The organism is Nocardiopsis potens DSM 45234, assembly GCF_000341105.1.
Lineage (GTDB): Bacteria > Actinomycetota > Actinomycetes > Streptosporangiales > Streptosporangiaceae > Nocardiopsis_A > Nocardiopsis_A potens.
Genome location: NZ_ANBB01000074.1, coordinates 1 through 12,514, shown reverse-complemented (window position 1 = coordinate 12,514; position 12,514 = coordinate 1). Strand labels below are relative to the sequence as shown.

Annotated in this window: 5 protein-coding genes; all 5 read right to left on the bottom strand. The window is 76.5% G+C overall.

What is annotated here, in order from left to right; genetic code table 11:
- On the bottom strand, positions 1-8,547 hold an 8,547-nt coding region (locus D459_RS33055; RefSeq protein ID WP_017596203.1), incomplete at its 3' end, for a non-ribosomal peptide synthetase.
- Between the two features lie 95 nt (positions 8,548-8,642).
- The gene (locus D459_RS0127450; protein ID WP_017596202.1) at positions 8,643-8,876 is read right to left on the bottom strand and encodes a phosphopantetheine-binding protein; all 234 of its coding nucleotides are present in this window, start codon (positions 8,874-8,876) and stop codon (positions 8,643-8,645) included.
- Between the two features lie 74 nt (positions 8,877-8,950).
- Positions 8,951-10,291, bottom strand: a complete 1,341-nt coding sequence (locus tag D459_RS0127445) for a lysine N(6)-hydroxylase/L-ornithine N(5)-oxygenase family protein (RefSeq protein WP_017596201.1) — start codon at positions 10,289-10,291, stop codon at positions 8,951-8,953.
- A 45-nt stretch (positions 10,292-10,336) separates the two neighbouring features.
- Positions 10,337-11,002 (bottom strand): isochorismatase family protein, encoded by a 666-nt coding sequence (locus tag D459_RS0127440; RefSeq protein ID WP_017596200.1) that lies wholly within the window; start codon positions 11,000-11,002, stop codon positions 10,337-10,339.
- A gap of 36 nt (positions 11,003-11,038) precedes the next feature.
- Positions 11,039-12,514, bottom strand: a 1,476-nt coding sequence (locus D459_RS0127435) for a (2,3-dihydroxybenzoyl)adenylate synthase (protein ID WP_017596199.1), incomplete at its 5' end; no start/stop codon positions are given.

Here is a 12,514-nt window from a genome sequence, read left to right as displayed (position 1 = left end):
CGGCACCGCCACACCCTTCGGACGCCCCGTCGAACCCGACGTGAAGATCACATACGCAGGGTGCTCCGCAAGCAGCCGCCCCCGCCGATCCGCATCCGACACCGGATCGGCGGAGCGGACCTCCAGGCGGCCCTGGACGCGCGGGTCGTCCAGCAGCACGGTCTCCGGTCCGTCCCCGTCCGGCAGCGACCGTGCCGTCGCGGTGTCGGAGAGCACCAGCAGCGGCGCCGCGGTGCGGAGCATGTAGGCCAGCCGGCCGGCGGGCAGGTCGGTGTCGAGCGGCAGATACGCCGCCCCCGCCTGCACAACCGCATGCAGAGCCACCACCAGCTCCACCGAACGCGGCAACGCCACCGCCACCACCGACTCCGGACCCGCACCTCGCGCCACCAGCTCACGCGCCAACCGCGCCACCCGCCCATCGAACTCCGCACGGGAGACGGACTCGCCCCCGAAGAGCAGGGCGGGCCCTGCCTCCCGGGTACCGGGGGCCGCGGCCAGCAGCTCGGGCAGCGTCCGCGGCGGGACGGGGTGCGCGGCGGCGCCGCGCTCGGCGTCCAGGGCGCGCCGTTCGGCCGGCAGCAGCACGTCGGCGGTGCCCACGGGGCGCGCCGGGTCGGCCAGGACGGCGGTGAGCACCCGGGTGAACCGCTCGGCCAGCGCCTGCACGGTCTCCGGGTCGAACAGGGCCGCGGCGTAGCGGATCACGCCGTCCAGCCCGTCCTCGCCGGGGCGTTCGATGAAGGCGAACTCCAGGTCGAACTTGGCGCTGTCGATGACCCGGTCGTCCAGGCGGGTGCGGAGCCCGAAGAGGCCGCCGGTGTCGGCGGGGCGGATCTGCTGCGCCACCATCACCTGGAACAGCGGGTTGCGGCCGGCGACCCGGGCCGGGGCCGCGGCGTCCACGGCGTCCTCGAACGGCAGGTCGGCGTTGTCGTGCGCGGCGAGGTCGGCGGCGCGCACCCGGCCCAGCAGTTCCGTGAAGCCGGGGTCGCCGGACAGGTCGGTGCGGAGCACCAGCGTGTTGAGGAACATGCCGACCAGGTCGTGCAGCGCCTCGTCGGTGCGGTTGGCGGCGGGCGCCCCCAGTGCGACGTCGTCGCCGGCGCCCATCCGGTGCAGCAGCACGGCGACGGCGGTGCGCAGCACCATGAAGCGGGTGGTGCCGGTGGACTCGGCCAGCTCCTCGGCGGCCTTGCGGAGCGCGGGCGGCACCCGGAACCCGACCACGCCGCCGTCGGCCGGCATTCCGCCGGCCGGCCGGGGCCGGTCGGCGGGGAGCGCCGTCTCCTCGGGGAGGCCGGCCAGCGCCTCGGCCCAGAACGCCCGCTGCCGGGCGGCCGCGCTGCCCGGGTCGTCCCCGTCGCCGAGCAGTTCGGCCTGCCAGGCGGCGTAGTCGGCGTACTGGACCGGGATCGGCGCCTGGTCCGGGGCCCGCCCGTCCAGGCGGGCCAGGTAGGCGGTGTCCAGGTCGCGCAGGAAGGGCGCCTGGGACCACTCGTCCACCGCGATGTGGTGGAAGACGACCAGCAGCAGGTGCTCGTCCTCGCCCTCGGGGAAGAGGGTGAACCGGACCGGCAGGTCGGAGCCGAGGTCGAACGGGGCCCGCGCGGCCGCCTCGACCCGGTGGTCCGCCCCGGCCGCCCCGTCCTGCGGGGCGGCGGTGCGCGGCTCCTCGACGCGGAGCGGATCGGCGGGGAGGGCGTCCTCCGGGACCACCTGCTGGACCGGTTCGGCGGCGCCCTCGGGCAGCGGGAACCTGGTGCGCAGCACCTCGTGCCGGAGCAGCACGTCGCGGGCGGCGGCGGCCAGGGCCGCGCGGTCCAGGGGGCCGGAGATCCGCAGTGCCCAGGGGACGTTGTAGGCGTCGGAGCCCGGGTTCATCCCGTCCAGCAGCCACAGCCGGCGCTGTTCGGCGGAGAGCGGCGCGGGGGCGTCCGGGTCGGTGCGGCGGGCCAGGGGCGGGCGGGCGGCCGCGGGCCGGTCCCCGCCGGAGGCGGCGGAGCGCGCGGCGGTGCGGGCCGCGAGCCCGGCGACGGTGGGCGCCTCGAACAGGTCGCGGACGCCGATGTCCAGGCCGAGGCGGGCGCGCATCCGGTTGACCGTCCGCGCGGCGGCGAGCGAGTGCCCGCCGCTGGTGAAGAAGTCGTCGTGCACGCCGAGCGAGGGCAGGCCGAGGACCTCGGCGGCGATCGCGCACATCTCCCGCTCGGTCTCGTCCCGGGGCTCGCCGCCCGCGGCCCTGGCGGACTCGGTGGTCCCGGCCGCACCGTCTGCGCCGGGGGCGAGCAGCAGCCGGGCGCGGAGCGGCCCTGAAGAGGAGGGCCGTCCCTCTTCCGGAGCGCCTCGGCCGGGACCGGTGCCGGCACGCAGGGAACCACCGCCGCCTGAAGGGCCTTCGGCGGAGGCGGCGGACGACGAGCGGGGCCCCGAAGGCTCCGCACCGGAAACGGCGGGCGACGGGAGGGACTTGCGGTCGATCTTGCGGTTCTCGGTCAGCGGGAACGCGTCCAAGGCGACGAACGCCGAGGGGACCATGTAGTCGGGCAGCGTTTCGGCCAGCGCCGCGCGGAGCCGGGCCGGGTCGGGGTCCGCGCCTCCGGGCTCGGGGACCAGGTAGCCGACCAGGTAGGCCTGGCCGGGGACGTCCTCGCGGGCGGTCACCACCGCCTGGCCGACGCCTTCGGCCCGGGACAGCGCCTCCTCGACCTCGCCGAGTTCGATCCGGAAGCCGCGCACCTTGACCTGGTGGTCGCCGCGGCCCAGGTACTCCAGGGCACCGTCGGCGCGCCACCGCACCACGTCGCCGGTGCGGTACATCCGCTCCCCCGGCGCACCGAACGGGCACGCCACGAACCGCTCCGCGGACAGGTCCGGGCGGCCGGCGTAGCCGCGGGCCAGCCCTTCGCCGGAGATGTACAGGTCGCCGGGGACGCCGACCGGGACCGGGCGCAGCGACGCGTCCAGCACGTACACCCCGGTGTTGGCGATCGGGGCGCCGATGTCCACCGGCTCGCCGACGCGCACCCGGGAGACCGTGGACCAGATGGTGGTCTCGGTCGGCCCGTACAGGTTGGCGGTGTGCGCGGTGCGCGCCGCCATCCGCTCCGCCAGGTCGCGCGGGAGCGCCTCGCCGCCGACCAGGGCGCGCAGGCCGTCCAGGGCCTCCGGCCGGTCCTCGGCCAGGGCGCGCCAGAGGGCGGGGGTGGCCTGCATGACCGTCGCCCCGCTCTCCTCGGCCAGGTCGGCGAGGGCGGCGGGGTCGCGCACGGTGTCCCGGTCGGCCAGCACCAGCTCCGCCCCCTGCATCAGCGGCAGGTACAGCTCCAGGGCGGAGATGTCGAAGCCCACGGTGGTCACCGCGAGCCACCGGTCGCCGGCGTCCAGCGGGAACCGCTCCGCCATGTCCAGCAGGAAGTTGAGCAGCGCGCGGTGCGGGACCACCACGCCCTTGGGGCGGCCGGTGGAGCCGGAGGTGTAGAGCACGTAGGCGGCGGAGTCGGGGTGCGGGTCCAGGAAGGAGAGCACCGCGCCGGCCGCCTGGGACGCGGCCGCGCCGCCGGGGGCGTCCGGGCCGAGCAGCAGCCGGGCCGGGCCGGCCGGCAGCACCGGGTCGAGTTCGGGGGTGGTGACCAGGAGGCGGGCACCGGAGTCGGCGAGCATGTAGGCGATCCGGTCGGCCGGGAAGTCCGGGTCGATCGGCAGGTAGGCGGCGCCGGTGCGGCCGACCGCGAGCAGTGCGGCGACCAGGTCGGCGCCGCGCGGCAGCGCCACCGCCACCACCGATTCGCGGACCGCGCCGGCGGCGGCCAGCCGGGCGGCGACCGCGTCGGCGCGGCGGGCCAGCTCGGCGTAGCCGACCCGCTCGCTCCCGGCGCGCACGGCGGTGCGGTCCGGGTGCTCGGCGGCGGTGCGGGCGATGCGCCGGGCCAGCCCCGGGGCGGGGACCGGGCGGGCGGTGGCCCCGGCGCCGCGCAGCAGGGCGCTGCGCTCGGCGTCGGTGAGCACCTCGTGTTCGCCGACCGGGACGTCCGGCGCGACCAGCAGGGCGATCAGCACTTGGCGGAACCGCTCCGCCAGGCCCTCGGCGGTGGCCCGGTCGAAGCGGGCGGTGGCGTAGCGCAGGTTCGCGGCCAGCCCTCCGCCGCCGGGGAACTCGGCGAAGGTGAACTCCAGGTCGAGCTTGGAGGTGGCGATGTCGATCGGGTGCACCGAGGAGTCGGTGCCGAGCAGCCCGGGGTGGTCGGGTTCGCGCTGGTAGGTCAGCATGACCTGGAAGAGCGGGTGGCGTGCGGCGGAGCGGGACGGGTCGGTCTCCCGCACCACCGCCTCGAACGGGACGCCGGCGTGCGCGAACGCCTCGATGTCGGCCTCGCGGATCCGCGCCAGCAGCTCCCGGCCGGTGGGCGCCCCGGACAGGTCGGTGCGCAGGGTGAGCATGTTCAGGAACATGCCGACCGCGTCGTGCACGGCGGTGTCGTCCCGGTTGGTGACCGGGGTGCCGACGGGGATGTCGTCGCCGGCGCCCATCCGGTGCAGCAGCACCGCGACGGCGGCCTGGAGGACCATGAAGACGGTGGTGCCGTGCGCGGCGGCGGCGCGGCGCAGTGCGGCGGCGGTGTCGGCGTCCAGGTCGAAGCGGACGGTCGCGCCGGCACCGTCGGCGACGGCGGGCCGCGGCCGGTCCGCGGGCAGGGCGGTCTCGGCGGGCAGCCCGTCCAGCGCGCGCCGCCAGTAGGCGAGCCCGCGCCCCATCGGCGACCCGGGGTCGGCGGCGTCGCCGAGCCAGGACCGCTGCCAGCGGGCGAAGTCGGTGTAGCGGACCGCGGGCCGCTCCCAGCGGGGCTCCTCGCCGGCGGTGCGGGCGGTGTAGGCGGTGTCCAGGTCGCGGACGAACGGCGTCTCCGACCACTCGTCGGTGGCGATGTGGTGGAAGCAGAGCGCCAGCACCGCGTCGTCGGGCGCGGTGCGGATCAGCGCGGCCCGCACCGGGACGTCGGTGCGCACGTCGAAGGGGGTGTGCAGCACCTCGGCGACGGCCCGGTCGAGCCGGGCCGGGTCGGCGCCGGCGTCCTCGGTGCGGAGCAGTTCGGGGACCCGGCCCATGGGCAGCACGCGCGGCCGCGGCCCCTCCCCGTCGTCGGCGTGGACCGTGCGCAGCACGTCGTGCCGGGCGACGGTGTCGCGGAGCGCCAGGGCGAGGGCGGCGGCGTCGACGGGGCCGCGCAGCCGGAAGGCGAGCGGGACGTTGTAGGCCGGTCCGGGGCCGTGCAGCTCCTCGTGGAACCAGATGCGCTCCTGGGCGTAGGAGAGCGGGGCGTCGTCGTCGGGGCCGGGGTGGGCGGTGAGCGGCGGGCGGTCGTCGCCGCCGGAGCGCTCCTGGAGCAGGGCGGCGAGGCGGGCCGGTTCGGGGGCGTCGAACAGGTCGCGGACCCGGGCGTGCAGGCCGAGCTCGGCGCGGATCCGGTTGGCGGCGCGGGTGGCGAGCAGCGAGTGGCCGCCGAGCGCGAAGAAGTCCTGGTGCACCCCGATCGGGGCGCTGCCGAGCACTTCGCCGAGGACGGCGCAGATCCGCTCCTCGACGGGGGTGCGCGGCGCGGCGTCCGGGGCGGGGCGGTCCCCGGCGGCGGCACCGGCGCCTGCGGGGGCGGGCAGCGCCTTGCGGTCGATCTTGCGGTTCTCGGTCAGCGGGAACGCGTCCAGGGCGACGAACGCCGAGGGGACCATGTAGTCGGGCAGCGTTTCGGCCAGCGCCGCGCGGAGCCGGGCCGGGTCGGTGTCGGCGCCGTCCTCGAACACCGCATAGCCGACCAGGTGGGCCTGGCCGGGGACGTCCTCGCGGGCGGTGACCACGGCCTGGGCGACGCCGGGCAGCCGGCCGAGCCGGACCTCGACCTCGCCGAGCTCGATCCGGAAGCCGCGCACCTTGACCTGGTGGTCGCCGCGGCCCAGGTACTCCAGGGCGCCGTCGGCGCGGCGGCGCACCACGTCGCCGGTGCGGTACATCCGCTCCCCGGGGGCGCCGAACGGGCAGGCGACGAACCGCTCCGCGGTCAGGTCCGGGCGGCCGGCGTAGCCGCGGGCCAGCCCTTCGCCGGAGATGTACAGGTCGCCGGGGACGCCGACCGGGACCGGGCGCAGGGCGGAGTCGAGGACGTAGGCCCCGGTGTTGGCGATCGGGGCGCCGATGTCCACCGGTTCGCCGGGGCGGACCCGGGAGGCGGTGGACCAGATGGTGGTCTCGGTGGGGCCGTACAGGTTGGTGACCGAGGGGGCGCGGGCGGCGAGCCGCTCGGCCAGGTCGGTGGGGAGCGCTTCCCCGCCGACGAGGACCCGGAGCCGGTCGAGCACCGCCGGGCGCTCGTCGGCCAGGGCGCGCCAGAGGGCGGGGGTGGCCTGCATGACCGTGGCGCCGGCCCGTTCGGCCAGGTCGGCGAGGGCGGCGGGGTCGCGCACGGTGTCCCGGTCGGCCAGCACCAGTTCGGCGCCGTGCATCAGCGGCAGGTACAGCTCCAGGGCGGAGATGTCGAAGCCCACGGTGGTCACCGCGAGCCACCGGTCGTCCGCGCCGAGCGGGAACCGCTCCCCCATGTCCCGCAGGAAGTTGAGCAGGCCCCGCTCGGGGACCACCACTCCCTTGGGGCGGCCGGTGGAACCGGAGGTGTAGAGCACGTAGGCGGCGCCGTGCCGGCGGGCCGCCGCGGCGGGGGCCGTGGTCGCCCGGTCGGCGGTGCCGGGCGCGGGGTCGGCCTGCTCCGGGCCGGCGGGGCCGAGCAGCACCCGCTCCGGGCCCTCGGGCAGCTCCTTGTCCAGCTCGGGGGTGGTGACCAGGAGGCGGGCGCCGGAGTCGGCGAGCATGTAGGCGATCCGGTCGGCCGGGAAGTCCGGGTCGATCGGCAGGTAGGTGCTGCCCAGCCGGCTCGCCGCGAGCAGCGCGGCGACCAGGTCGGCGCCGCGCGGCAGGGCGATCGCGACGACCGTCTCCCGGGCCGCGCCGGCGGCGGCCAGCCGGGCGGCGACCGCGTCGGCGCGGCGGACCAGCCCGGCGTAGTCCAGCCTGCTCTCGGCGGTGCGCAGCGCGGGGGCGCCGGGGGCGCGCCGGGCCGCTGCGGCGACCTGGTCGGCGACGGAGTCCTCGGGCACCGGGCGGGGTTCGGGGGGCGCGGTGAGCAGGGCGCGCTCGGCGGCGCCGACCAGGTCGAGCGAGGCGACCCGGGCGGAGGCCGCGGCGCCGGCTCCGCCCTCCCCGGTGCCCGGTTCCGGGCGGGAGAGCAGCCCTTCGACCATCCGGACGAACTCGGCGAGGCGGTCGGCGGCCTCCTGCTCGGTGTAGCGCTCCGGGTTGGCGTTGAGCACGAGGTGCAGGCCGCCGGCGCCGCTGTCGGCGGCGACCGACAGCGAGACGTCGTCGACGGGCCCCTCGGAGAGGGTCCGGGTGTCGCCGCGGACCTCCCCGAAGCGGACGTCGTAGTCGAAGGCCTTGATGTTGACCATCGGCCCGTACAGGCCGGTGGCGCGGCCGACCAGGCTGAGGTCGCGGCGGATGTCCTCGGCCCGGTAGCGCTGGTGCGCGCGGAGTGCGCGCAGCGCGTCCCGGGTGCGCCGGACCGCCTCGGCGACGGTGTCGCCGGGGGCGGCGGGGACCCGCAGCGGCAGCACGTTCACCACCATGGCGGGGGTGCGCAGCGCCGCCGAGCCGAGCCGGCCCATCGCCGGCACGCCGAGCACCGCCTCGGGGGCGCCGGTGCGGCGGTGCACGTAGCAGCCGAACAGGGCGATCAGCGCCTCCGCCCAGTTGGCGCCGGCCTGTCCGGCCAGTTCCTCCAGGCCGGACAGGGCCGCCGCGTCCAGCCGCGCCCCGGGGCGCACCGCCCGCCGGGGGGTCGCGGGCGGTGCGTCCGAGAGCAGGGCGGGTTCGGGGCGGTCGGCCAGGGCCCGGGCCCAGTGGCCGCCGTCCTCCTCCCGCCGCTCGGAGGCCTCGTAGGCCTCCTCCTCGGCGACGACGTCGGCCAGCGCGCCGAACCGGCGGCCGGGGTCGGCCCCCTCGGCGAGGGCGGTGTAGACCTCGGCCGCCCGGCGGGTGATCACGCTGATCGCGTAGGCGTCGGCGAGGATGTGGTGGTAGCGCTGGTACCACAGGTGCCGCCGGTCGGCGGTGCGGATCAGCGCGAACCGGTGCAGCGGCCCGCCGGCCAGGTCCACCGGGGTGTCCATGTCGGCCAGCATCAGCTCCAGCGCGGCCGCCTCCGGGTCGGCCTCGCCGCGCAGGTCGACCGCGTCCGCGGGCCGCCCGACGCCCGCGGCGCCGGGCGGGAGCACCTCCTGTCGGGGCACCCCGCCGTCGTCGACGATGCGGGTGCGCAGCGCGTCGGTCTCGGCGACCACGGCGGCCAGCGCCTCCTGGAGCAGTCCGGTGTCCAGGTCGCCGACGAGGTCGACGTACTGGCCGACGTTGTAGACGGCTCCGGAAGGGTCGACCTGCTGGGCGTACCAGACCCCGCTCTGGGCTCCGGTGAGGTCGAACCGGGGGTGAGGGGTGTCGGTCATCTTCGGTGGCTCCGGGTCGGGAGAGTGGCTGCGGTGGCGGGCGGTGCGGCGGGCAGGGGTCGGCGCCCCGGAGGGTTTCCGCCGGGGTGGTGTGATCAGCCGCCGGCGAGCAGGCGGGTCCAGGCGTCGATGCTGGGTTCCTCGGCGAGCTCGATGAAGTCGGTCTGCGCGCCGGCGGTGCGCCAGGACTCCACCAGGCTCATCAGGCGGATCGAGTCCATGCCGAGGTCGAGGAGGTTCTCCGTGCCGGGGACGGTGCCCGGCTGCTCGCCGAGGACCCTCTCCACGTCGGCGCGGATCCGCTCGGGGGTGAGCGCGGTGTCGGTCATCTCCGTGCTGCCCTTTCGTAGAAGTGGGCGTAGGGGCGGGCCGGTGGGGGCGGGTGCCGCGGTCGGGGCGCCGTTCAGGCCGCCGCGGCGCCGGCGGTGCGCGCCCCGACGGAGTCGAGGATCTCCCCGGCGCGGACGGCGACGTTGGACAGCAGCGACGAGGAGATGCCGTGCGTGTGCTCGGTGCCGCCCTGCAGGTAGATCCCGCAGGTGACCTCGTCGTCGGTGATCAGCCGGTAGTCGCGGCCGACGGCGTGCCGGCCGCGGGCGTCGGTCGCCACGTGCTCGGCGAGCCCGCCGAGCAGGGAGAGCGGGGCGGCGGGGTGGTAGCCGGTGGCGTAGACGACGTAGTCCGCGCGGAGCGGCCGCTGCTTGCCGGAGGGGAGGTGCTCGACGGTGAGGGTGACGCCGTCGGCGTCCTCCTCGACCCCGGTGACGCGGGACAGCTTGTGCATGTGCAGCCGCTCGGTGCCCAGCACCCGGTCCTGGTAGACGGCACGGTACATGCTCTCGATCAGGTCGGGGTCGACCACCGAGTAGTTGGTGTTGCCGTGGTAGCCCATGATCTGGGCCTTGGTCTCGTCCGAGGCGTCGTAGAAGGCGTCGACGGCCTCGGGGTCGAAGATCCGGTTGGCGAACTGGCTGTCGTCGGAGGGGCTGTAGCCGTACCGGGAGAACACCGCGTTCACCTCGGCGCCGGGGAAGCGGCGGTAGAGGTGGTCGGCGACCTCGGCGGCGCTCTGCCCTGCGCCGACGACGGCGAACGAGCGGGGGGCGGCGCCCTCGCCCAGCGCCTCCAGCCGGTGCAGCAGGTACTCGTTGTGCCAGACGCGCTCGCCGAGCCGGACGCCCTCGGGCAGCCGCGGGGAGAGGCCGGGGGCGATGACCAGGTTGCGGGCCCGGGTGCGGTGGGTGCGCTCTCCGCCGGGGCCGGCCTCCCGGGCCAGCACGTCCACCGCGGAGATCCGGCCGGCGGCGTCGCGCACCGGCTCCACGCCGATCACCTCGGAGCCGTAGCGGACCGAGTCGGACAGCCGCCCCGCGCACCAGGCCAGGTAGTCGTGGAACTCCGAGCGGAGCGGGAACAGCGTCTTGTGGTTGATGAAGTCGTGCAGCCGCCCGGCCTGGTGCAGGTAGCTGAGGAAGGAGAAGTCGCTGGCCGGGTTGCGGGTGGTGACCAGGTCCTTGAGGAAGGACACCTGCATGGTGGCGTCGTCCAGGAGCATCCCGCGGTGCCACCCGAACTCCTGCTGGCGCTCGTGGAACACCGCGGTCGGGGCGGTGCGCCCGGGGTCGGCGGCGGCCTGCTCGCGCCGCTCGCGCAGCGCGATCGCGAGGGCGACGTTGGACGGGCCGAATCCGATGCCGGCGAGGTCGTGCACCGGCGGGGCGTCCGTGGTCCGGGTGGTGGTCACAGTGGTCCTTTCGAGAGGGGCGGTCGCGGTGGTCGCCGGCCGTGGTCAGCCGGCCGCGGCGGTGCTGCGGTCGGTGGCGCGGACGCCGTCCAGGGCGGCGTCGGTGGTCAGTGCGACGCCGCAGCGCCGGGCGACGTAGCGGACCGCGAAGTGGTGGTCCTCGGCGGTGAAGTCGGCCATCGCGTCGGCGACGAAGAACGGCTGGATGTCGCGCATGAAGGCGTCGGCGGCGGTGAGCAGGCAGCCGATGTGGGCGTAGACCCCGGTGACGAGCAGCTGGTCGCGGCCCATGGCGGCGAGGCGCTGCTCCAGGTCGGTCTGGGCGAAGGCGCTGTAGCGCCACTTGGTGAGGAGGGTGTCGCCGGGTTCGGGGCGGACCGCGTCGTCGATGGTGGTGTGCTCGGGGACGGCGCGCATCCCGCTGCCCCAGAAGTCGATCTCCAGGCCGCGCCGCTCGCGCGGCATGTCGCCGGGCTTGGCGGTGTAGACCACCGGGACGCCGGCGGCCCGGCAGGCGGCGGCGAGGCGGGCGATGTTGGCGGTGGCCCGGTTCAGCGGTTCGGCGCCGTGCGCGTAGGGCCGCAGGAAGTAGCGCTGCATGTCGTGCACGAGCAGCACGGCGCGCTCGGGTTCGGGCCGCCACTGGGCGCGGTTGTCCGGGAGGCGGTCCGGCGCCGGCGGCTCGTAGGGTGCGATCTGCGGCAGGGACATCGGGGTTTCCTCGGTTCCTCTCTGGGTCGCCGGTTCTCAGTGCCGGCCGGCGGTGACCGCGTCGGCGATGGCGGCCCGCAGGTCGCGCTTGCTGACCTTGCCGACGCCGGTGGCGGGGAACTCCGGCACCACCTCGACCCGGTCGGGGATCTTGTAGGCGGCCAGGCCGCGGCCGCGCAGGAAGCGGAGCAGGGCGGGGCGGTCGAGCCCGTCGCCGGCGCCGTCCCGGGGGATGACGTAGGCGCAGGCGCGCTCGCCGAGGTAGGGGTCGGGCATCGCGACGACGGCGGCGTCGTGCACCCCGGGGTGCGCCAGGAGGTGGTCCTCCACCTCGTCCGGCGCGATCTTCTCGCCGCCCCGGTTGATCTGGTCCTTGACCCGGCCCTCGACGGTGATGTGGCCGCTGGGCGCGACCCGGACCACGTCGCCGGTGCGGTAGAAGCCGTCCGGGGTGAACGCCCTGGCGTTGTGCTCGGGCGCCCGGTAGTAGCCGCGGATGGTGTAGGGGCCGCGGGTGAGCAGTTCGCCGGGTTCGCCGGGCGGCACCTCGGCGCCGTCCGGGCCGACCACGCGCAGCTCGTCGCCGGGGGAGATGGGCCGGCCCTGGGTGCCGGTGACGGTCGCCTCGTCGTCCTCGTCCCGGGTGTAGTTGACCAGCCCTTCGGCCATGCCGAAGACCTGTTGCAGCCGGCAGCCGAGGGTGCCGGCGACGCGCTTGGCCGCTTCGGGGGCGAACTTGGCGCCGCCGACCTGGAGCATCCGCAGCGAGGAGAGGTCGCGGTGGGCCTGGGCGCCGCCGTCCACCGCGTCCAGCCAGAGCATGGCGACCGGCGGGACCGCGGCGGCGAGGGTGACCCGCTCCCGTTCGATCAGCTCCAGGCAGGTGGCGGGGCTGGGGTCGGGGGCCAGCACGGTGCTGCCGCCGGCGTGCATCACCCCGAGGAAGCCGGGGGAGCTCATCGGGAAGTTGTGCACGACGGGCAGCGCGCCGAGGAAGACCGTGTCGGGGGTGAGCCCGCAGATGTCGGCGCTGGCCCGCACCGAGTACAGGTAGTCGTCGTGGGTGCGCGGGATGAGCTTGGGCAGTCCGGTGGTGCCGCCGGAGAGCTGGAAGAACGCGACGTCGGAGGGGTCGGGGTCGGAGAGCGCGGCGGGGTCGGCGGCTTCGGCGCGCAGTGTTTCCAGCGGGACCGCGCCTGCTTCGGTGAGCGCTCCGGGGTCGGCGGCGCCGACCCCGATCACGTGCGGGGCGGGGCCGTCCCCGGTTCCGGCGGCGATCTCGCGGGCCATCCGGACGTGGTCGAAGGGGCCGCGGGCGGCGGAGACGACCAGCGCCCGCGCCCCGGTCACCGCGTGCAGGTGGCCGATCTCGGCGGAGCGGTGCGCGGGCAGCGCGTACACCGGCAGGGCGCCCAGCCGGAACAGGGCGAAGACCACCTCGAACACCTCGGGGACGTTCGGCAGCTGCACCACCACCGGGTCGCCGGGGCCGATGCCGAGCCGCCGGTGCAG